The sequence below is a fragment of the Streptomyces atratus genome (genome assembly GCF_014648655.1).
GTDB classification, from domain to species: Bacteria; Actinomycetota; Actinomycetes; order Streptomycetales; family Streptomycetaceae; genus Streptomyces; species Streptomyces atratus.
Genome location: NZ_BMRN01000055.1, coordinates 1 through 20,919, shown reverse-complemented (window position 1 = coordinate 20,919; position 20,919 = coordinate 1). Strand labels below are relative to the sequence as shown.

Below are 20,919 nucleotides of genomic sequence, written 5' to 3'. Positions count from 1 at the left end.
GGTCAGGCCGCCTGCTGCCGGCCGGTCTGCTGGGCAAGCTGTTTGGCAGCGTCCTTGAGGGCGCCGGCCGGGTCGGCGCCCTTGAGCAGCACCTGGCTCTGGGCGTCGCTGGCCAGCTTGAGGGCGCGGGTGTAGTCGCCGGTGAAGTTGGTGGCGTCGGATCCGGATCCGAGCGAATCGACGAAGGACTTCAGCACCTTCTGGTCGCCGTAGAAGGGGTGGGGCGCGCTGAACTTCGGGTCGGTGTACGCCGCGCTGAGGGCGGGGAAGACGCCGCCGGAAGTGAACATCCGGTTGATCTCGGCGGGCTTGGTGAGCGCGTACTCGATGAATCGCCAGGCGGCCCTGCGGCGCTTGCTCGAGGCGGAGACGGCCAGGTAGGTGGAGTTGACGATGGCGCTGCGCCCGCCCCCGGGAACGGCGGCGGGCGGCTGCATGACGCGCCACTTGCCGCTCTGGTCGGGGAACTTGGTGGCCAGGTACTCGACGGCCCAGGCGGGGTCCGGGGAGGTGGCGAGCTTCCCCTGGCTGACCAGGCGCTTCCAGGTGCCCTGGCCGGCGATGTCGGCGAGCAGGCCGCCGTCGTTGAGCCGCTTGATGACGGTGAGGGCCTGGACGGCGGCCGGGGAGGCGAGCGTGACCTTGCCGTCGTGGTCGAAGTAGAAGGCGCCCTGGAGCTGCATCAGGTTCTGGAAGAAGTCCATGTCCTGGGTGGTGCCAGGCTTGTCGAGCCCGAGCAGCTGGGCGCCGGTGGCGGAGAGGATCTTCGGTCCGGCGGCGATCAGATCGTCCCAGCTGCTGATGTCGGCGGGGTCGACACCGGCCTTCTCGAAGTAGTCCTGCCGGTAGAACAGCCCGAGCGGGTTGACCTCCCATGGGAGGGCGTGGGCGGCTTTGTCCTCGCCTATGACGGTCGGCCACAGGCCTTGGGCGAAGGCGCCCTTGTACTGGTCGGCGCCGAGCTTGGACAGGTCGGCGAGGCCGTCGGGGAACTTCTCCAGGTAGCCGGGCAGGTAGTCGACACCGATGTGCAGGACGTCGGCGAGGCCCTTGCCGCCCGAGGCGAGGCCAACGGTGATCTTGTCCCAGATGGCTGGTTCGCCGACGTCCTGGATGTCGACCTTGATGCCGGGGTTGTCCCGCTCGAAGGAGGGGACGACGGCGCGCAGGGCCTTGGCCGCGGTGGTCCAGCTCCAGACGGTGATCTGACCGCTGTCGCCGTCGCCGCCGGCGCCGCTGCCCGACCCGTTGCTGCCGCAGGCGGCCAGGCCGAGTCCGGCGGCGGAGGCGGTGACGAGCTGGAGCAGTTGGCGGCGGCTCAGTCGATGGGGCATGTCGGCTCCTGGGGGTGGTGGGTTGTGCGGTGGGTGAGGGTGTGCAGTGCCTCGGCAAGTAGGTCCGCCGCGGCGCCCGGGGTGGAGGTGTGGGGAGACAGTCGGATCCACTCGTCGCGGCGGGTGGTGATCAGGCCGGCCGCTTCGAGGGTGCGGTGGACGGTGGCGGGGTCGTGGCCGGGCAGGCGGAAGGTGCCGATGCCGGCGCGCTCGTGGGGGCCGAGTCCGTCCAGCAGGACGTCGGCGCCGGCCCGCCGCGCGCGGTCGAGCAGGTCGGCGAGGGTGGCGCGGATACGGGCGCCGACGGCGGCCGGGCCGCCCTGGTCGAACAGGTCGTCGATGGCTGCGCCGATGGCCGCGGCGGCCGGGAAGTCCGGGTTGGTGGCGAGGTGGGCGGCGGCCCCGGGCAGCGGCGGCGCCGGATGCCGCAGCGCGAAGGGCTCCGCGACGCCGGCCCAGCCGCCGAGCCCGGGAGCCAGGCGCTCGGCGCACCGGTCGCGGATCAGTAGCAGTGCGGCTCCCCACCCGGCCCGTAGCCACTTCTGGCCGCCGCTGACGAGGATGTCGGCGGCGTCCGCTTCGAGTGCGACGGCGCCCAGGCCCTGGATGGCGTCGACGATCAGCAGCCGGCCGGGCCCGAGAACCTCCTTGAGGGCGGCGAGCGGCGCCAGGTGGCCGGTGAGCGAGTCGACGGCGCTGACCGTGAGGGCGGTGACGTCGGGAGTGAGCTGGCGGCGCAGGAGGTCGGGAGTGATGTGCCGCTGCCCGGCCGGGTCGACGAGGCGGACGGCGGGGCCGCCGCGGCCGGCGAAGCGGAGCCAGGGGTAGAGGTTGGCGGGGAATTCGCCGCGGGGCACCAGGACGGTACCGGGGCCGTGGAGTGCGGCGGCCACGGTGAACAGGCCGTTGCTGGTGGACGGGGCGAGGGCGATCTCGTGCCGACGGGCGTCGAGCAGCCGGGCCGCCGAGGTCCGGGCGGCGTCGCTGAGGGCGAACAGCCTGTCGAGGTCGGCGGGGTCGACGCGGGTGGCGAGCGCAGTCGCGGCGGTGAGCGCGGCGGCGGCCGGGCGGGAGAGCGGGCCGACCCTGGCGTAGTCGAGGTAGCCCACCATCGGACCGCGGGCGGGAGCCGGACCGGGAGCCGCGGGGGTGGAGACTTCGGATGCCTGACGGATTTGATCGTTCAAAAATTTTCCCTAACGGAGCTTTCTGTATGGCACTTCAGGAATTTGAAGGTTCACATTAGGGAGCTCAGGTCGACCCGGCAAGAGGTTCAGCGCAACTGCTTTCCGGCGAGCCGACTGGCCGGCCCCGCGCGGGCGGGCGGCGGGCGGTTCACCAGCACGGACTCCGCTTCAAAGAGAGCCGAGCGCTGCCGTCCTGCAGCACGTCACCGGGCCAGCGCGTTCTTCGATGACGGCAGCGTGCCGGATGACGCGGATATGTCCGATCCCCGCCACTGGCCCAAGGACATGCCAGGCAGCGCCACCGACGCGGTCGCCTTCTTGGTGCGGACCTATCGGCACCGGCACGACAGGATCGCCACCCTTGATGACGAGGGCCTCCGCAGGCCGCTTGGAGCCAAGGGCAGCCCGTATGCCAACAACGCGATGGGCGAGCTGATCACCCATAACCCGCTCCCACTCTGCCCGCTGCAACCACCACGCCGCCCGCCGCACCCGGGCGAGCTTCCGCTGCTCTCGACGGAACCTCTGCAACCACTCGCACTTCATCTCCGACACCCTGTCCCCCGGGCCTGAACCGGGCCACAGACGTTCAGGAAACTGCACACCCTGGCGGTACTTCCCGGTCGAATGCTCCCCGGGGGCCTGGTTCGCGGCCCGGAATCGCGGTTGTCGACCAGATCACTCCGTTACGGGCAGACACTCGGCGAGCAGGTCGACGACGTCGCGCCAGGCTCGCTGCGCGTGCCGTGGGTGGTAGCCGACGCCGGGGGGCACGGTGTGGTCGACCGGTGGGTGGTGGAAAGCGTGCAGAGCTCCGCCGTAGACCGCGAGGCGCCAGTCGACGCCAGCGGCCTGCATCTCAGCGGTGAACACGTCCCGTTGCGCGGGCGGCATGATCGGGTCTTCCGACCCGACCCCGGCCCACACCGGGCAGCGAATGCGTGCCGCCTCGCCCGGTCGGCCCGTGGTAGTTGCGTTGACTGTCCCGATCGCGCGCAGGTTGACGCCGTCGCGCCCGAGTTCCAGCGCGATTGCGCCCCCGGTGCCGTAGCCGATAGCGGCAATCCGGTCGAGGTCGGCCCGCGGTTCGGCACGCAACACGTCGAGCGCCGCGTGGCCGATGCCCCGCATCCGGTCGGGGTCGGCAAGCAGCGGCATGCAACGGGCCAGCATCTCCGCGGGGTCGCCCAAATAGCGCCCGCCGTGGAGGTCAAAGGCCAGCGCCACGTATCCCAGCTCAGCCAGGGCATCGGCTCGGCGGCGCTCGACGTCGCTGAGCCCCATCCCCTCGGGCCCGACGAGGACCGCGGGCCGCCGGTCGGCACCGGCCGGGAGCGCGAGGTGCCCGATCATCGTCAGGCCGTCGGCCGGGTATTCGATGGTGCGCGTTGTGACCGTCGTCATGAGACTGGACTGTAGTAATCGCCGAGCCCGGTCGGGCCGGTGTTCACCGCTGGCAGAACAGCGCGGGTGCGCCTCTGAAATGCGGCGATGGCTCACAAGATCCGTCACAAACCCCATTCCCACGGCCGCTTTATCGGATCACCCGCCCTGGCCACGGTGTTGGAGGTGGACCTGTCGGGTCTTCCGCCGGGGGTATACCTCGCGCCGGACGAGCAGGTCAACGGCGCCACCACCGCCTACGCCAGCCACACCGGGGTTCGCCTGGTGCACGACGCTGCCTGAGCGGGGAGCTCTGACCGGGCTACAGTCGGCGGTCGGTGCTTGGCATCTGCCGCGGGCAGGCCGCATCGCTCCGCCGGCCGCTCAGGCGGCGGGTCCGCCGGGGAACAGGGCGCGGGGTTCGAGGTCGAGCCGGGTAGTTGGTGTGGGTGATGTACGGGGTGATGGTGGCCAGGCCATCGTGGTCGACCGGGTGAGTTCTGGGCACTGGATGAGGACGGTGGACAACTGCTGGCGTTCTTCGTCGCCCAGCTGGTCGGGGTGGCGCATCATCCAGCCGGTGGCCTGCCGGACGCCTGAAACTGGCCCACCGTCACTCGAAAGGCCGTTGCAGTAGTAGAGCATGTCTCCTTGATGCTCTGAGGGGTGTCGCGCTGGACCGGGCTGGGAGCCGGGCAAGGGCTCTTCGTCTGATCAGGCATCCCAGGCACGAGGGCGGTTCAGCGCTTCCCATTCGGGGCGGAGTAGTGAGAACACGGCGAGGTCGTGGCGGCGGCCGCGATGGAGACAGGCGGCGCGGCTGATGCCTTCGTGTACGAAGCCGGATTTGGCGAGGACGGCGAGGGCGGGGGCGTTGTCGGTGTGGGTCTCTGCCGTGAGGCGGTGCATCGGGAGTTCGCCGAACGCTAGGTCCACCAGGGCGTCGAGGGCGTCGGTGCCGTGGCCGTGCCCGCGATGCTGAGGGGCCAGCATCAGCTCGACCTGTGCTGTGCCGTTGACGATGTTCTGGCCGCTCAGTGCAATATGGCCGATAGGGGTGCTGTCAGGGAGCAGAATGAGGAAGTCGTCGCGATCGTCGTCGTCACCGTCGCGCTCGATGCGCTCGCGCATCGCGGTGAGGGAGCGCGGCCAGATGCCGATTTCATAGGCGGTTACCGGGTCGGACCGCCAGCCGTGCAAGAGCTCGGCGTCGTCTATGTCGACTGCCGCGAGACCGACAGACTTGGCTCGCCAGGAAAGTTCCCTTTCAGCCTCTGCGTCATGCTCGTTGCCCGCGATCCCGGTGTCTTCGGTCATGGGCGGATGCTATGGGTGCTTTCAAGTCGGGGCCACCGGATTTCTCTGTTCAGCAGCCCAGCGCCGCTGTTCCTCCGTCCTTGGTCATCTACGAGCCCAGATGAGGATGGCAGCGAGGTGGAATGCGGCCTGATACGCGATGGCGAGCTTGTCGGTTCGCATGGCCAGGCCGCGCCACTGCTTGAGACGGGCGATGCACCGCTCGACGGTATTGCGCTATTGCGCTCCTTGTAGGTTTCAGCGTCGAAGCCTGGTGGGCGGCTTCCGGGGCGGCCTCGCCGCAGGCGGTGACCGATTTAGTCTGCAGGCCGCGGGATGACGGCCCGGATGCCGTGGCGACGGAGATGCCTGCGGATCGCGGCGCCCCGTCGGCGACAGTGTCTCGAGGACGACCATGAGCGCCATCGACACGCTCTCGGCGAGCTCGACGTCCTCGGCCGGGTCCGGCGCGGTGAGCACTGGCTCGGGCAGCCGGGGCCGACATACGTCTCCTTGCGGCGCGTTATTGTGCGCAGCCGGTCGAGCGACTGCCGGATCGTGATCCGGACCAGGTAGGCACGCTGGTCGCGCACCTGCCCCAAGTCGGCCTTGACCCACCGCAGCCAGGTCTCCTGGAGGACGTCTTCGGCATCGGCCGCCGATCCGAGCATCTCGTAGGCGACGGTGCAGGGCAGGTTGCGGTGGGCGACGAAGGCCTCGGTCGCCGGGTTGGTGGCGTGGTCGCTCATATCTCGATCACTCTCCTTCGCAGTCGGCCCTGGTTGCCGAAGGTCCTCAAGCGCAAGTGACCGCTCTTGGCTCGGTAGCTTCGCCGCGACGCGTGACGAACGAGCCGGAACGGCGCTGACGGTTGGTGGGTCAGTGGCGTCCCGCTCGGGCCAGTGCGCCCTCGGCCTGGGTGGTGAGAGCGGTGACCAGGTCCTCGGCGGAGGGCAGGTCGGTGATGAGGTCGACGGCCTCACCGGCCCAGACCGGCAGTGGGGGGACCGCGCCGCGTGCCACGTCGTCCTGGTAGTCCTGAAGGGCTTGGGCATCGGCGGCGAGCTCGGCCTCCCGGCCACGCCATCGGTCGAGGTAGGGGTGGCCGAGGGTGCGGGCGGGGTACTTCGGCGGCCATCGGGAGCCGCGTGCGATGTCCAGTAAGGTGCTGCGCTCGGTGTCCTGACCGCGCCCTTCGAGGATCGCCTTGGTGATCGAGGGGTCGACCAGGGCCTCGGCGGTGGCCTGGAAGCGGGTGCCGATGAGCACTCCGGCGGCGCCCAGGACCAGGGCTGCGGCCACGCCGCGGCCATCGGCGATCCCGCCGGCCGCCAGCACTGGCACCTGAGCTGCGAGATCCACCACGGCGGGCACGAACGGCAAAGTGGACCGCCCGCGCAGGGCTCCGTGCCCACCGCTCTCGGTTCCCTGAGCCACGATCACATCGGCGCCCAGGTCCACGGCCCGCCTGGCCTCCTCCAGATCTGTGACCTGGAGGATCAACAGAGCCCCTGCTCGGCGGACATGCTCCACGTATGGGCTCGGATCGCCGAAGGACAGCATCACGGCGCTGGGGCCGTAGCTCAGCGCCAGCTCCACCACGGCGACATCGATCCCCCAGGTCAGGAATCCGACACCCCACGGCCTTTCGGTGCCCGCGACGATCGGCACCTCACGTGCCAGCCACTCCGGGTCCCCGTATCCGCCGCCCAGAATCCCGAACCCGCCACCGCGGGAGACAGCTGCGGCCAGCGCGCCCCCCGCCGACCCGCCCATCGGCGCCAGCGCGATCGGGTACCGTACGCCGATCATCTCCGTGAACGCCGTTGACAACGCCATTGCCACATCATCGCCTCTCGTCCGACGGCGGGATCACAAACGCGGCAACTGACCTCCGCGGACCGGCCCCGCCGCACCTATCCACCATCTCGTTACCGGCTCTCGGCCACGCGACCGCGTGCACGGCTACCCGTGTTCAGGGCGTCGCCGCGCTTGGCCAGCAGCAGATGTCGGCGCCTGTCATCCTTGCCCAGGCCCACTCAAGCGAACCGGACTTACCTGCCCCGTCAGCCAGCTGCTTGACAGTGCCCCCACACACGAACTCTTTGGGCTTCGCGCCAAGGCGCCCTCCGAGGCAAAGCCTCATCGCGTTGTCGTTCCTGTGTGCGAACTGAAAGATGTCAGCCCGACGCCCCGGACTGATGCACTGGCCGACGAACCCCAGGTCGATCGGCACAGGTTGCTCACCCGCGATCCGGTTGAGCACCGTGTCTGCGGCGTGCGCGCCCAGCAGCCCGGCAGCCTGGCAGGTCATCCGGAACGGCAGGTCTTACGTCGCCGCCGAATCCCCAGAAAGGTGCGGGGAAGGCGGAGGAGGAATCATCTCCGGCTGGTGCGGGAGCGCTTTCAGCGAAAACGGCCGAGACGGCATTCAGGCTGCGCCCGCTGAGCTCAGGCACGCGTTAATACCGTTTGGATCGAGACAACCGAGCCGTTCTCGATACCGGCAAGGTACCGACGCAGCACTCAGGTCTCGCGAGCCGGGCCGGCCGGCCCCCGCTCCGATGCTGAGACCGCAGGCAACCAGCGGTGGCCCCGCGCCGCTTCCCGATGGCGTAGTGGTGGCTGCATTCGCGCACTTCTGCCGCACTCGAGGACCAGGCCGACACGGTGACCGGCGCTACGGAACTACGCCCCCGGCCGCTCGTGGAAGGAGGACCACAGTCCTGTGCGCAATGCGAACGGGATGCGGCCGAGAGAGAATAGATGTGTGGCTATAACACTGAATCCCCCAGGGGAGACACCACCTGCCGAGGGCTCCATCAGTGAAGCCCATCAGGAACGCGCGGACGGAGGTATTTGGGAACACCCCGCCCTATGGGCAGGACTCGTTTTGCTGGGATCGGTCATCTTTGCCGCATTCTTCATCGCGCGGATCTTCGGCTACGGATGACCATCTCCAGCGATGGCCGGTGACCTGGGCATCCGTCTGGACCTCTCCGAGGACGGGCCGGTGGTTCCAGGTCGAGCCGGCTGCGGCCCAGGGCGCGTGGAGGCTTGTTTCATCAGGTAATACCCGACGAGAGTCCAACACTTGTATCGTGCACCGGAATCCTGCTCGTCTGAACGTACGCGGAGAGCCGGTCCCGGCAGTGATTCGCGGGCAAGGCCCGGTGCGGGTCCTGAAGGCCCGCACCGGGCCGGATAGGGAGCGGTTGTCCACGTGCGTGGCCGGGGTCAGCCGACGGCGGGCGTGGTGCCGAGGAAGCCGGCGAGGGCCTCCAGCAGGCGGTCGACGTCCTCGTCGTTGTTGTAAGGGGCCAGGCCGATCCGCAGTCCGCCTTCGTCGCCGAGTCCGAGCCGGCGTGACGCCTCCAGCGCGTAGAAGGACCCGGCCGGAGCGTCGACGCCCCGCTCCGCCAAGTACCGCGAGGCGGCGGTGGTGCTGCGGCCGGCCAAGGTCAGCAGCAGGGTGGGGGTCCGGTGTGTGGCCCGGGAGTGAACGGTGATGCCTCCGAGGTCGGCCAGTCCCTGTTCGATACGGGCCCGCAGGGCGTCCTCATGGGCCTCGATCGCCGTGAAGGCGGCGAGCAGCCGTTCCCGCCGGGTGCCGTCGGCCCCGGGGGCCAGCGAGGCGAGGAAGTCTACTGCCGCGCCGCCCCCGGCCAGGAGTTCGTACGGCAGAGTGCCCAATTCGAAGCGCTCGGGAACGGCGTCGGTGGAGGGCAGCAACTTGTCCGGCCGCAGCGTCTCCAGCAACTCGGGACGGCTCGCCAGCACGCCCAGATGCGGACCGAGGAATTTGTACGGCGAGCAGACCAGGAAGTCGGCACCGAGGCCGGGCAGGTCGACGGCGGCGTGCGAGGCGTAGTGCACCGCGTCGACATGCAGCAGGGCCTCTGCCCGGTGCACCAGGTCGGCGAAGGCGGGAATGTCGGGGCGGGTACCGATGAGGTTGGACGCCGCGGTGACGGCGACCAGACGGGTGCGTGCGGAGAGCACGGCGGCGATGTCATCGGTCGTCAGCTCACCCGTGGCCGGGTCGAACTCCGCGCATCGGACCGTGGCGCCCACGGCCTCGGCCGCCTGGATCCAGGGCCGGATGTTGGAGTCGTGGTCGAGGCGGCTGACGACCACCTCGTCGCCCGGTCCCCAGCTCTTCGCCACGGTGCGGGACAGGTCGTAGGTGAGCTGGGTGGAGCTGCGGCCGAACACGATACCCCGCGGATCGGCGCCCAGCAGATCGGCCAGCGCTCGGCGGGCGCGGGTCACGACCGCCTCCGCGTTGCGCTCGCCCTCGGTGGTGAGCCCCCGGTTGGCGAGCGGGTTGGCCAGCGCGTCCGCGATGGCGTCGATCACCGGTTGCGGTGTCTGGGTGCCGCCGGGGGCGTCGAAGCGGGCGGATCCGGCCTTGAGGGCGGGGACCCGGGCACGAACAGCGTTGGCGTCGAAGGTCATGCGTACTCCTGGAGGCGAGAGGACGACGTGGCGCCACAGTACGGAGACCGGGAGCCCTGCCGAGCGCGGGGCTGCCGTACGACGGGCGTGACGGGCTCACCGCCGCCGAAGGCCGCGCCGGATCCGGGCACGGCAGGCCGGGCCGGGCCGGGCCGGGCACGGCGAGCCGGGCCGGGTCGAGTCGGGTCGGGTCGGGCCGGGTCGCCTGAGTGGAGGCGTGGCCGGGCCGAGTGGCGTCAGACCAGGCCGGCTCGATTGGGCGAGGTGGTGTCGGGCCAGGGCATCACGAACCCCGGCCAGGCCCTCGAACGCTTCCTGACGAACTGGTACCCGGCAACCGGCAACCGGCAACCGGCATGCAGGAGCCGGTTGCCGACATACCCGGTTCCATCCCGCGGGCACCGGCCGCCTTCTACCGCCTCGCCGCGCAGCGTCCGGCCATCCTCGGCAGCCACAACCGGATCAAACCGATCAACGAGATACGACCCGACAGCAGCGCGGAACACCTGGTCCTCGGCGTCGAGTGCCAGGGCGGCTGGACCTGGTCGATCCCCTGGGAGCCGGGCGCCACCGACACCGATCCCACCGTATGGTTCGAGGACAGCCACGCTGTGCCCGACCAGGAACCGCTGAGCAGATTCCCTCGCCCCGCCGCGACAACGGGCCGGAGAAGGCGGTGGACACTGCGATCGATGAGGATTGCCATACTCTCCACCTGCCCACGACCCGCGGCCGGGTCCAGGACATGGCCGCCGACGCCATGCGCCAGCGCTCCAACTACAAGGTCTTCCTCGCCGACCTGCTGGAGGCCGAGGGCGCCGAGCGCGCGGAGAGGCGCAAGCTGCGGCTGGTCAGGGACGCGGACCTCCCCCGGCCCAAGCGGCTGGAGGACTTCGACTTCGAGGAGAACCCCAACGTCACCCCGAACTCGTCGGCACCCTGTCGGACCCGGCCTGGGTCAAGGCGGGCCAGCCGCTCTGCCTGATCGGTGACTCCGGCACCGGCAAGTCTCACCTGCTGATCGGGATCGGCACCGCCATGGCCGAGGCCGGGCTGAAAGTTCGATACACGACCACGGTCAACCTGGTCAACGAGCTGGCCGAGGCGGCGGACGAGAAGAAGCTCTCACGCACCATCGCCTGTTACGGGCGCGTCGATCTGCTCTGCCTGGACGAGTTCGGATATCTCGACTTGGACAAGGCCGGGGCGAAGCTGCTTTTCCAGATCTTCACCGAGCGGGAGGAGCGACGCGCTATCGCGATCGCGTCGAACGCCTCGTTCTCCGAGTGGAAGCAGACCTTCACCGACCCCCGGCTCTGCACTGCGATCGTCGACCGCGTCACATTCAACGCGCACATGTCGAGACCGGAACCGAGTGCTACCGATTCGCCCAGACCCAGCGCAAGCGGCGCCGCAGCTGACCCTGAGCTCAGCGGGACGTGCGCAAGGATGTATCCAGGATGGTCATGAGCTGTGCAGCACGGCTCTTGCCAGCCGGCGCGAGCGGGTACCTGTTGAGAACATCGATCAAGACCGGTGTGGCGCGTTGTCGAGCCTTCTCGATCAGCCTGAGCCCGACGGCAAAATCACCGTCCGCGTTCAATTCCCCCACGCGCGCCGCGCTTGCAGCGGCTCGCAGGATGTGACCCACCTGGGTGGCTTTCGCGATCGGATGGAGGTAGGCCGCAGAGGCGGCATCGCCGGCGGCACGCGCAGCGAGCCGTTCGGCTTCAGTGGTCGCTTCCTTCGCCGCCCGGTGGGCATCCAAGGAGGTGATGCGCTGGAGCTTGGTCCTTCTCGCGCCGTTCACGAACTCCCGTGCGGCGTCAATGGCTGCACGAGGTCGAGGATCACTGGGGTTGGCGACCTCGAACACAGGAAGAACTTCCTCAGCGCTCTCCACAACGTAGCGTGCGACAACGCGCAGCTCGTCCATGGTCAGCTCAAAGTCCCCAGATCCGATCGTCACGGATCCGATTCTCTCATCGAGCAACTACCTTCAGCCTCAGACGGTGCACTATCGCGGCCCGGAGCGCCCCCACCAACTGGACCAGCCGGGCAGGGATCCGGTCCAGCACAAACGGCGAAAAGATCCGTAGGGAATCTCGTGGCCACTGAATTCTTCAGAAGGCCTGCTGCGGCACTGCGTCAACACGCCGCTGCTGCAGCAGGTGCTCGCCGGGTCGGCATGGGCGAACCGACTCACGGATGATGACCGGCGGCGCGTGCCATGCTGGAACTTCCGGTTCAGGGCGGCGAGCAGGGAAAGCGGCAGCGTGAGGACAGTGACACGAGCAAGCCGGGCGAGGATCTGGGACCGGTTCTCGGCCTCCGACCCCGGACTGTTGCGGCTGATGGCCGGCCTGCGGACAGTCGGCGCCATCGCGCTCACGCTCGCGGTCCTGGCACTGCTCAAGGCCGATGTGAGCCACATGGTGGCCGGTGCCATCGCGGCCATGGTCGCGACCTTCGCCATCAAGGAGAAGCAGCGGCGCGAACAGGCCGTCACGCTCGCGCTCGGCCTGCCCGTGGCGCTCGTGGCGATGTCACTGGGAGCGCTGTTGAGCACCGAGATCGTAGCGGGCGACCTCTTCTTCCTCGCCTTGATCTTCGCCGCCGTCTACAGCCGCCGATTCGGTGATCGCGGTACAGCCCTGGGACTCATCGGGTTTCAGATCTACTTTGTGTCCCTGTTCGTCAGAGCCTCCGTCTCCGCGCTGCCGGGGCTGTGCGGAACGCTGGTCGTCGCGTTCGCCTGCAGCGCGGTCGTGCGGTTCGGCGTGGTCGTCGAGACGCCCGAACGCATTTTGCTGCGACTGCGCGAGGCCTTCCGTGCCCGCCTCGCCCAATTGGTTTCCGCGCAGATCGAGTTGCTCGACGCCGGGCCGGAGCGCGTCGAGAAGGCGCTGGAGGACGTACGCCGGCACACCGCGCGCCTCCACCAGAGCGCGATGATGATCCAGGGGCGGCTGGAAGAGGGCACCAGCGACAACGCCACTGCCTTGCTCGTCCAGCGCCGTGTCGCCGACGCCGAGATCGCCGCCGAGCGGCTCGGCGTACTCATTCTCACCGCGCGCAGCTCCGAACGCGCCGACACGCTCACGCTGCATCTGCCGCACGCACCCGTGCCGACGCCCGGCAACCGGCTGCAGGCAAAGGACGACATGACCGCGACGCTGCGCCGTGATCTCAACGCGTTGCGTCTGCTCGTCGCCCGCCCGGCACCGAACAATCGCGGCGCCGCGGTCGCCCACCTGCGCAACCGGCTGCTCGGCTATCGGGACGAGGACAATCTGCCGCGCGCCTCGGCCCCCGTCCAGGACGTCTTCCGCGGCATGGGGGAGGCGGCGCGCGCTGTCATGGGCCTGCGGCTGGCCCTCGACGGGCCCCAGGACGAGTCCGACGACACACCTGCGACGACGCGTTCGCGCGAGGAACTGGACGCCGAGAACGTCTCCATCGCGCAGACCGAAAAGACCGAACCCGTCGAGGACGTCCGCAAGGGACTGGAGCGTCCCACGACCCGTGCCGCGGTCCAGGTGTCGGTGGGTTCGGCGCTGGCCATCGTGGGCGGGGAGTTCCTCTCCAGTCAGCGCTGGTACTGGGCGGTGCTGACCTGCTGGGTCGTCTTCCTGAACACGGCGTCCACTGGGGAGATCCTGGTCAAGGGCTACCGTCGGCTGCTGGGCACTGTTCTCGGCGTCGTCGCCGGCGTCGGCCTGGCGGGCCTGGTGGGCCACCACACCTGGACAGCGTTCGCACTCGTGCTGCTGTTCATCTTTGCCATGTTCTTCACCGCGCCGCTGTCGTACGCCCTGATGTCCTTCTTCGTCACGGCGGCACTGGGGCTGCTTTACACCCTCCTCAACACCTACAGCTCCACGGTGCTTGTTCTACGCATCGAGGAGACCGCGCTCGGCGCCGCCTGCGGCGTGATCGCGGCGGCCTTGATCCTGCCGGTGCACACCGATCGCCGTACCGACGAGCTCCTCGGAACGGTGCTGAACCGGCTCGGTGACGTCACCGATGCCGCGGTGGAGCAGCTGAGCGGCGGGCCCGCGCTCGATCTGCTGGACATGGCCCGGGAGCTCGACACGGCACTGGACGATCTGCGGTCCTCCACGCAGCCGTTGACCCATCCGATCACCCCGCTGCGCGCTCGCCGCCAGACCGCTCGCTACGTCGTGGCGCTGCTGGAGACGTGCGCCTACCACGCACGTTCACTGGCGGCGACAGCCGAACTCCTCCCCAGCAGCAAGAGTGTCGCCGCGGACCCCCGCCTGAGGGGAGCAGGCCGGCGCATCGCCCACAACATCGACGTCCTCGTTGCCCGTGTCGAGGACGACGACAGCGACGCCGTGGTGGAGACCGGCGCGAGCCTGGCCTCCATACTGGAGACGGACAAGCCCGGCTCCCCCCGGCACGACCGCGTCACGCACCGTGTCCTGCGGCATCTGCAGCGTCTGGACGAAGGCGTGATCGGTCTGGCCCGCCCCCTCGGGGTGTCTGTCGCGACACCCGACCGGGCGTCGTCTCGAGACGGGGGCGCGTAGCCGGGGCCGGTTGCATCGCGGCGTTCAGCCCACATTCCACGGAAACCGGCGTGTGTGGATCCCGAAGTACGGCAACGACTGGACCGGTCGGACCCCTTCGATGGGGCGGACCACGTCGTGGATTCGGACGGGGAGCCGGTCCGGTATGACTCCGGTGTGACGCGTGCGCAACTCACCGACAGGGAGTGGAAGTTCATCGAGCCGTTCCTGCCGATGGGCAGGTCCGTCCCCTACCCGCAGCGGCTGCGTGGGCAGTTCGAGGGCGTGATCCGGCGGTTCCGTACCGGCAGCCAGTGGCGGGAGATGCCCGAGCGGTTCGGCGCCTGTCAGACGGTCTGCAACTGCTTCATGCGATGGCGGGACGCGGGTGTCTTCCAGGCCCGGCTGGGAGGGGTGACCGCTGAAACCGCCCGCAGGGACGAGATCGACAGATCGCTGGTCAGTGTGGACTCCAGCACGGCACGGGCGTATCACGGCGCGGCCGGAATGCGGGTCAGGGAGGAGAGGAGACCCTGACCGCACTCGAGGAGGCGGCCTCGCAAAAAAGGGAAAGCCTCAGTGCTGTCATTTCCCGCGAACGTGCACGACCTCCTCACTCGCCGAGCGCTTCTGAAACCCACCGAAAAACACTGTCGCTGTGAAGTTGTCGATGCGCCTTCTCCAACCACTGGCCACTCTGTCTCACCAGGGCTGCGGGCGTGGCCCCTACGTTCGCCGGCTGCTGCACCCACCGTTTGAATGATCCAAAGCAACCGCTTTCACGCTCCGGCGCACCACCGGCCGCATCAGCCAGCACGTCACCCGTACGGCGGACCCAATCCCGGTATCAGGTGTCCTGCACACTCCCTCGAACACCCGGCGCGATACCGCACAGCGGACCGGAAACATACGAGCCCCTGCCACGAACGAGGGCAGGCCGTTGTGTCCCGACGGGCCATTCAGCCCGGTCGGACCAGAGCTTCGAGAGGAAGCACGCCCGCGCCGGAGAACAGGCTTCGGGCTGTGGTGATGCGCCGCTCGCGCGCCGGGCCCGAAGCGGTCAGGTTGTCCAGGGCCCGGATCAGCGCCCACGGGTCCGGTGCGTAGTCGGTGAGACCGTGCTCTGCCATCCGTCGGGCGCCCTCTCTGCCATGCCCCGGAATGGGCCGATAGCTGATCACCGGCAATCCGACGGCCATCGCTTCGAGCGCTGTTTGGCCTGCCGCGTTGTCGATGAGCACGCGGGAGGCCGTCATGAGTCCTGGCATGTCGTCGACCCAGCCCCTGGCATCGGCATGGGCGATGCGTGAGAGGTCCCGGCGCAGGCGTGTGTTCGTGCCGCAGAGCACGACCGGTCTGTAGCCCGCCGAAGCCACCAGCCGCGTGGTCTGCGCCAGGTGGGCGCCGGCCCCCCAGGCCCCCGTCGAGATCAGCACCGGCGGACGGTCGGGCGAGTCGAGCCGTCGCTGCCAGTCCGCCGCCGTGGGCGCCGGGGAGTGGAACCGGGGTGCCACCAGAGCGCCGGAGGTGACAGCCGGGCGCCGTACCGCTCGCCGGACCTGATGCGCAAGATCGGGTGTGAGACACAGATGGAGGTCGTTGCCCGGATGCAGCCATTGACGGTGAACAGCGAAATCGGTGATGACGACAGCGCTCGGGACCGGGAGTGCGCCACACGAGCGGAGCCCGCCGGTGAGCTGGGCGGCGAGATGGAAGACGGGTACGACCACGTCCGGTCGTTGTTGTGCGACGAGCTTCAGCAGCCTTCGCTCCGCGAGGGCAGCCAGCGGGGCGCTTCCGGGCCGGGGGCCTCCCCCGGCCCGGAAGAACGCCGTGTACAGCCCGGCATAGACCACGGGCATGCGGCAGATGACCGCCCGGTAGAAGGAGCGCAGTCCACTGCCGATACCGGAGGGCAGCAGATCAAGGACATCGACCGTTGTCGTCCGCCCTCCGCCGGCCTCCAGCCGACGGGCCAGTTCGGCGGCGACCGCGTGGTGACCGGAGCCCATGCCGGCGCTCAGGATGAGGAAGCGCCCAGGTACCGCGTTCATCGGTCGCACACTCCCGAGTGTTGGTACAGGAGAGGATCCTTGCCGTACCCGGGGTTTCCTTTTCGCCGTCCGGAGCCGGGCAGCGCCGACGAGGCGTTCACTCGTCGCACCGGGAACACCCCCGTCCGGCCGAGGCTTCGGTGCGCGGCCGGAGGCTCAGCCGTATGACCATCAGGCACATGACCACCTCTCGTTCGGCAAGCACCCGGAGGATGCGTCGGAAGGGGTACTCAACGGGGGTTCTTCCATTCTGTTGGTGTGCGCGGTGCGGTGCAGTGAGGTGTGGGCCCCGACGGTTTTGCCGACGCGCGTCCGGGCTACTCCTAACCCGACACGACGACGCGAAGTCCCACATCCTGAATCTGTGAAGGGCGGGCACGCGCCGTACCGTGCTGACACAGGGGAGAGGCCATGTCACATACTCCGGGCATCGCTCACCGCAGCGAGCCCAGTGGTGATGCGTCGGACGGCCGGGGCGTCCGGGGCGGTGTGGCCCTGGTGACGGGGGCCTCCTCGGGTATCGGCGCTGCGGTCTCGCGCCGGATCGCGGCCGGAGGAGGCTGGCGGCTCCTGGTCGCCGGTCGCGACCGCGAGCGGCTGGACGGTGTCGCGGCGACGACGTCCTCGATGGCTCTCTACGCGGACCTGATGTCGACCGACAGCACGGAGCAACTGGTCAAGGAGGCCCTGGACACCGCCGGCGGAGTCGATCTGCTCGTGGCGGCAGCGGGGGTCGGCTGGGCCGGCTCCTTCCATTCCATGCCGGCTGCCGCCGCCGACCGGGTCCTCACCGTGGATCTGGTGTCCGTAGTCCATTTGGTACGGCTCCTGCTGCCGCACATGCTCGCAGCGGGGCGGGGGCACATCGTGCTGATCGGATCGGTGGCCGGATCCGCAGGTGTCCGCGGTGAGGCGGTCTACTCGGCTGCGAAGGCAGCCATCGCCGCCTTCGCCGATGCGCTGCGCTACGAACTGAGGGGAACCGGAGTACGCATCACCCATCTGGTCCCCGCGGTGGTGGACACCCCGTTCTTCGAACGCCGGGGAATGCCGTACACCCGTTCGTGGCCTCGGCCCATGCCTCCGGAACGAGTCGCGGACGCGGTCTGGGACGCCGTCGTCGCGGGCCGTGACGAAGTGTTCGTCCCCGGCTGGCTGCGTCTGCCGGGATGTGTGCGCTCCGTGGCACCCGGGCTCTATCACCGGCTCGCCACCCGCTTCGGCTGAACGGCGACATGAACGTTCTCGCCGTGATGCTGGCGCTGTTGGCGGCTTTCGCCAACGGCGCCGCATCCGTGCTGCAACGGCGGGCCGCCATGGAGCAGGTGGAGTTCGAGGCAGCGGACGGCAGACCGGATGTGCGGCAGGCCGTGCACCGACTGGCACAGCTGGTACGCCGTCCTTTCTGGCTGGCCGGTGCCTCGGCACTCGTGCTGTCCGCGGCCTTCCAGGCGGGCGCGCTGGCGGTCGGCAGCCTTTCGGTGGTCCAGCCGCTGATGGCGAGCGAACTCCTCTTCACGCTGTTGCTCGGCACAACGGTCTTCCAGCACCGTCCGGGCGGCAGGACGTGGATGTCGTTCCTGATGCTCGCCGTGGGGCTGGCGCTCTTCCTGACAGCCGCCGGTCCGTCGGTGGGCGAGGCGACGGGACGGGTCGGCACATGGCTGGCCGTCGGCATCTCCGCCGCGACGGCAGTGGCCGCGCTGACCCTGCTCGCCCGTACCCTCGGCGGCGCCGCGTGCGCCGCGGTGCTGGGCTGTGCCACTGCCATCTCCTTCGCATGTACGGCCGCCCTGATCAAGGAGGTTACGGGCCGGATCCCGGACGGCGCGGCTGCGGTCTTCGCAACGGGCTACCTGTACGCGATGTGCTGCGCCGGCCTGTTGAGTCTGTTGCTGCTCCAGAGCACCCTGCGTGCCGGGACACTCGCCGCCTCCCAGCCGGCGCTGACCCTCGGGGACGCGCTGGTGAGTGTGGTGCTGGGAAAAGCACTGTTCGATGAACGGATCGCGCTGGGCGTTCATCTGCTGCCGGCCACGCTAGGGGCCTGCCTGATCGCGTCCGGGACGGTGGGCCTGTCGCTCTCCCCGGCAATCGCAGGTCATTGGGACTCGACGAGAGAGAACGACAACGCGACACAGCGGGCCCGACCGCAACCGATGGCCGACAACGACGGAGGCACAGAATCCCGATGAATCCCCGCCCCATGAGGACTCGCCCTGCGTTCCTTGTCCCACTGGCCGTGTCGGCGCTGGCGCTGACCGCACATGTCGCCCCCGCCGCCACCTGGCTGCCGGGGCCGAGGCGACGGTGGTTTCCCTCCCTGGCCGGCCTCGGACACCCCGGCCACATCGCCCTTACCTTCGACGACGGCCCGGATCCCCGCTCCACCCCGCACTTCCTCCACGTACTGGACCAGTTGTCCACGCGTGCCACGTTCTTCGTGCTCGGGGAGAGTCTTCTGCGCCATCCAGGGCTCGGCCGCGACATCGCGGGCCGCGGACACGAACTCGCTGTCCATGGATGGACACACAACCGCCCATGGCTTCCCACCGTCGTCCGGGACGTGCGCGAGGTCTCGCGCGCCGCCGAGGCGGTACGAAGGATCTCGGGCGTCCGGCCGTTGTGGTACCGGCCTCCGTACGGAATCCTGACCGGTGGCCGCTGGACCGCGGCCCTGCAGTCCGGGCTGAGACCCGTACTGTGGTCGGCCTGGGGCCAGGACTGGACCGAGGGTGCGACCCCTGAGGGAGTTCTGGCGACCGTGCGCAGCGGACTCCGGGGCGGCGGCACGGTCCTCCTGCACGATGCCGACCTGGCGTCATCCGGCCGGTGGCGGGCCACACTCGCGATGCTGCCGGAACTGATCAGCGGCCTCCGGGCCGAGGGGCTGACCGTCGGCCCGCTTGTCGACCACGGTCTCACGCCCCTGCGCCGAGCGAGTTGAGTACGTCGACCCCGACGCGGAAAACTCCTCTGTGAGAGGAGCCGCCGGAAGCCGTAGCCCTCAATGAGTTCGGATTCGCGATCAGCCAATGGTTCGGCCTGGTGATCACCCAACGACTGCACGCGACGCGCGGACGACTGCTCGATCTCTACGAAGCCGCCGCGGCGCCTCCAGCTTCCTCGAAGAAGGCCGGTGCCCGCGTCCGGTATCACCCTCGGACGGCGGACTTGCCGGGCTTCCCTCGCAGGACTTCGGCGTCCGTGATCCGGCTCCGGCGATCCGCGGGGTGAGCCGGTTCAGCATCCGAACACGGCTGCGCTCCGTCGTGTGAACCGATTGCCACCGCCCCGCACGAGGCGTGTCCCGGGACACGCCTCGTGCGGGACTACGCGGCAGGGGTGGGGCCCGTCACCGCCACCTGGGCCGGGCGGATGAGATGACCGCCGACCTGGTAGCCGTGCCGCAGCACCTCGGTGCACACGGTCTCACTGGCCGCGTCGGAAGCGAGGTAGGTGATCGCCTCATGGGTGTGGGGGTCGAAGAGCTCACCCGCCGCACCGACGGTCCGCAGACCCAGCGCCGCCAGCCGCTCCTCGAGCACGTCGGAGATGACTGCCGCAGCGCCGTTGACATCACCCCGGCGGCGAGCCTCTTCCACCACGTCCAGGACCGGGAGCAGGCCGGTGAGGACATTGACCACCGCAATCTCCCGTATGGCCAGGCGGTCTCGGCGCACCCGCTTTCGGTAGTTGTCGTACTCGGCTTTCACCCGCTGCAGGTCCGCGGTCAGCTCCGCGATCCCCTCGCGCCCCTGTGCAGCTTCCGTCCGATCGGCCCGCCCGGAGTCCGGGCGTGCCTCACCGACGCCGTCCGGACGTGGTCCGACGGGACCGCCGGCATCCAGGCGTCTCGAGGCCCGGAGGATGACGGGGTCGACCCTGCGCAGGTCGCGCACCACCACAGGTGACCGCTCGCCGCGACGCGTGAAGTGCGGCTCTTTGCTCATCCGGCACCTCCCTTCCGCTCGTCGTCGACGATCTCCGCGTCGACGACCTCCTCCTCGCCGGCACCCGGCCCTCCAGCAGTGCCACTGCCGGCCGTGCCGCCTTCGGCGGCTTTGCCCTGGGCCTGTGCGTACAGGGCCGTACCGATCCGCTGTGCGGCCGCTGTTGCCTTCTCGGTGGCGGTACGGATCTCGGCGGTGTCCTCGCCCTTGAGTTTCTCCTTGACCTCTGCCAGTGCGGTCTCGGTCTCGGAGCGCACGTCCGCGGGGATCTTGTCGGCGTTGTCCTGGAGCAGCTTCTCGGTCTGGTAGACCAGGGTCTCCGCCTGGTTGCGGGTTTCGGCGGCCTCCTTGCGTTGCCGGTCCTCCTCCGCGTGCTGCTCGGCCTCGCGCACCATGCGGTCGATGTCGTCCTTCGGCAGCGAGGAGCCGCCGGTGACGGTCATCTTCTGCTCCTTGCCGGTGCCGAGGTCCTTGGCGGCGACGTGCATGATGCCGTTCGCGTCGATGTCGAACGCGACCTCGATCTGCGGGACGCCACGCGGGGCCGGCGGCAGGCCGGTCAGCTCGAACATTCCGAGCTTCTTGTTGTACGCCGCGATCTCGCGCTCGCCCTGGTAAACCTGGATCTGCACGGACGGCTGGTTGTCCTCGGCCGTCGTGAAGATCTCGGAGCGCTTGGTCGGGATCGTGGTGTTGCGCTCGATGAGCTTCGTCATGATGCC

The 20,919-nt window shown here is 69.3% G+C and carries 18 protein-coding genes and 4 pseudogenes; 9 read left to right on the top strand and 13 right to left on the bottom strand.

The genetic code is table 11. From position 1 onward, the window contains the following. Nucleotides 1-2 precede the first annotated feature (2 nt). Both IEZ15_RS38345 and IEZ15_RS38340 read right to left on the bottom strand, forming a co-directional pair. Complete coding sequence (locus IEZ15_RS38345) at nt 3-1,334, bottom strand: ABC transporter substrate-binding protein (RefSeq protein ID WP_189281643.1); 1,332 nt, start codon at nt 1,332-1,334, stop codon at nt 3-5. Continuing rightward, nucleotides 1,319-2,521 carry an aminotransferase class V-fold PLP-dependent enzyme gene (locus IEZ15_RS38340; protein ID WP_229846399.1) on the bottom strand — a complete coding sequence of 401 codons (1,203 nt, stop codon included), beginning with the start codon at nt 2,519-2,521 and terminating at the stop codon, nt 1,319-1,321. The genes IEZ15_RS38345 and IEZ15_RS38340 overlap by 16 nt, the downstream gene beginning before the upstream one ends. Before the next feature lie 255 nt (nt 2,522-2,776). Here IEZ15_RS38340 and IEZ15_RS38335 point away from each other — a divergent pair, with 255 nt between their 5' ends. After that, complete coding sequence (locus IEZ15_RS38335; RefSeq protein WP_189281642.1) at nt 2,777-3,094, top strand: hypothetical protein; 318 nt, start codon at nt 2,777-2,779, stop codon at nt 3,092-3,094. A 105-nt stretch (nt 3,095-3,199) separates the two neighbouring features. Here IEZ15_RS38335 and IEZ15_RS38330 read toward each other — a convergent pair whose 3' ends face one another. Further along, complete coding sequence (locus IEZ15_RS38330; protein WP_189281641.1) at nt 3,200-3,925, bottom strand: dienelactone hydrolase family protein; 726 nt, start codon at nt 3,923-3,925, stop codon at nt 3,200-3,202. 87 nt (nt 3,926-4,012) lie between these two features. On the opposite strand from IEZ15_RS38330, the gene IEZ15_RS38325 reads away from it, so the two are divergent. Continuing rightward, nucleotides 4,013-4,207, top strand: a complete 195-nt coding sequence (locus IEZ15_RS38325) for a hypothetical protein (protein ID WP_189281640.1) — start codon at nt 4,013-4,015, stop codon at nt 4,205-4,207. Nucleotides 4,208-4,288: 81 nt separating this feature from the next. On the opposite strand, the gene IEZ15_RS38320 is transcribed toward IEZ15_RS38325, so the two are convergent. The 5 genes and pseudogenes from IEZ15_RS38320 to IEZ15_RS38300 all read right to left on the bottom strand — a co-directional run bounded on the left by IEZ15_RS38320 (nt 4,289) and on the right by IEZ15_RS38300 (nt 7,039). Continuing rightward, nucleotides 4,289-4,549, bottom strand: a complete 261-nt coding sequence (locus IEZ15_RS38320; protein WP_189281639.1) for a hypothetical protein — start codon at nt 4,547-4,549, stop codon at nt 4,289-4,291. A gap of 69 nt (nt 4,550-4,618) precedes the next feature. After that, nucleotides 4,619-5,221 carry a GNAT family N-acetyltransferase gene (locus IEZ15_RS38315; protein WP_189281638.1) on the bottom strand — a complete coding sequence of 201 codons (603 nt, stop codon included), beginning with the start codon at nt 5,219-5,221 and terminating at the stop codon, nt 4,619-4,621. 84 nt (nt 5,222-5,305) lie between these two features. Next, nucleotides 5,306-5,667, bottom strand: a pseudogene (locus IEZ15_RS47420) (transposase); the annotation flags it as partial. Continuing rightward, nucleotides 5,582-5,949, bottom strand: a pseudogene (locus IEZ15_RS38305) (sigma factor); the annotation flags it as partial. The pseudogenes IEZ15_RS47420 and IEZ15_RS38305, both read right to left, overlap by 86 nt. A gap of 130 nt (nt 5,950-6,079) precedes the next feature. After that, nucleotides 6,080-7,039 carry an NAD(P)H-dependent flavin oxidoreductase gene (locus tag IEZ15_RS38300; RefSeq protein WP_189281637.1) on the bottom strand — a complete coding sequence of 320 codons (960 nt, stop codon included), beginning with the start codon at nt 7,037-7,039 and terminating at the stop codon, nt 6,080-6,082. 931 nt (nt 7,040-7,970) lie between these two features. Here IEZ15_RS38300 and IEZ15_RS45715 point away from each other — a divergent pair. Next, a complete protein-coding gene (locus tag IEZ15_RS45715) occupies nt 7,971-8,153 on the top strand; it encodes a DUF6480 family protein (RefSeq protein WP_093896711.1) in 183 nt (60 codons plus the stop codon). 284 nt (nt 8,154-8,437) lie between these two features. On the opposite strand, the gene IEZ15_RS38295 is transcribed toward IEZ15_RS45715, so the two are convergent. Further along, nucleotides 8,438-9,658, bottom strand: coding sequence for a cysteine desulfurase-like protein (locus IEZ15_RS38295; RefSeq protein WP_189281636.1), 1,221 nt, complete (start codon nt 9,656-9,658; stop codon nt 8,438-8,440). 637 nt (nt 9,659-10,295) lie between these two features. On the opposite strand from IEZ15_RS38295, the pseudogene istB reads away from it, so the two are divergent. Further along, nucleotides 10,296-11,079 (top strand): annotated as a pseudogene (gene istB, locus IEZ15_RS47735) (IS21-like element helper ATPase IstB). Nucleotides 11,080-11,087: 8 nt separating this feature from the next. Here the strand turns inward: istB and IEZ15_RS38285 are convergent. Then, nucleotides 11,088-11,627: a putative immunity protein gene (locus tag IEZ15_RS38285; RefSeq protein ID WP_229846398.1), complete on the bottom strand. Its 540-nt coding sequence runs from the start codon at nt 11,625-11,627 to the stop codon at nt 11,088-11,090. A gap of 385 nt (nt 11,628-12,012) precedes the next feature. Between IEZ15_RS38285 and IEZ15_RS38280 the strand changes: the two genes are divergently transcribed. Further along, nucleotides 12,013-14,211, top strand: coding sequence for an FUSC family protein (locus IEZ15_RS38280; protein WP_189281651.1), 2,199 nt, complete (start codon nt 12,013-12,015; stop codon nt 14,209-14,211). A 156-nt stretch (nt 14,212-14,367) separates the two neighbouring features. Further along, nucleotides 14,368-14,765 (top strand): annotated as a pseudogene (locus tag IEZ15_RS38275) (transposase); the annotation flags it as partial. A 384-nt stretch (nt 14,766-15,149) separates the two neighbouring features. Here IEZ15_RS38275 and IEZ15_RS38270 read toward each other — a convergent pair. Continuing rightward, nucleotides 15,150-16,244, bottom strand: a complete 1,095-nt coding sequence (locus tag IEZ15_RS38270; protein WP_189281634.1) for an MGDG synthase family glycosyltransferase — start codon at nt 16,242-16,244, stop codon at nt 15,150-15,152. 411 nt (nt 16,245-16,655) lie between these two features. On the opposite strand from IEZ15_RS38270, the gene IEZ15_RS38265 reads away from it, so the two are divergent. Genes IEZ15_RS38265 through IEZ15_RS38255 form a run of 3 tightly spaced genes read left to right on the top strand, consistent with a single transcriptional unit; the run spans nt 16,656 to nt 19,191 of the window. Beyond that, nucleotides 16,656-17,471 carry an SDR family NAD(P)-dependent oxidoreductase gene (locus tag IEZ15_RS38265; RefSeq protein WP_189281633.1) on the top strand — a complete coding sequence of 272 codons (816 nt, stop codon included), beginning with the start codon at nt 16,656-16,658 and terminating at the stop codon, nt 17,469-17,471. An 8-nt stretch (nt 17,472-17,479) separates the two neighbouring features. Further along, a complete protein-coding gene (locus IEZ15_RS38260) occupies nt 17,480-18,439 on the top strand; it encodes a DMT family transporter (RefSeq protein WP_189281632.1) in 960 nt (319 codons plus the stop codon). A gap of 11 nt (nt 18,440-18,450) precedes the next feature. Then, nucleotides 18,451-19,191, top strand: a complete 741-nt coding sequence (locus tag IEZ15_RS38255; protein WP_189281631.1) for a polysaccharide deacetylase family protein — start codon at nt 18,451-18,453, stop codon at nt 19,189-19,191. Nucleotides 19,192-19,576: 385 nt separating this feature from the next. Here the strand turns inward: IEZ15_RS38255 and grpE are convergent, their stop codons facing one another. Beyond that, nucleotides 19,577-20,197 carry a nucleotide exchange factor GrpE gene (gene grpE, locus IEZ15_RS38250; protein ID WP_189281630.1) on the bottom strand — a complete coding sequence of 207 codons (621 nt, stop codon included), beginning with the start codon at nt 20,195-20,197 and terminating at the stop codon, nt 19,577-19,579. Next, the coding region (locus tag IEZ15_RS38245; RefSeq protein WP_189281629.1) for an Hsp70 family protein at nt 20,194-20,919 on the bottom strand (726 nt) is incomplete at its 5' end. The genes IEZ15_RS38245 and grpE, both read right to left, overlap by 4 nt.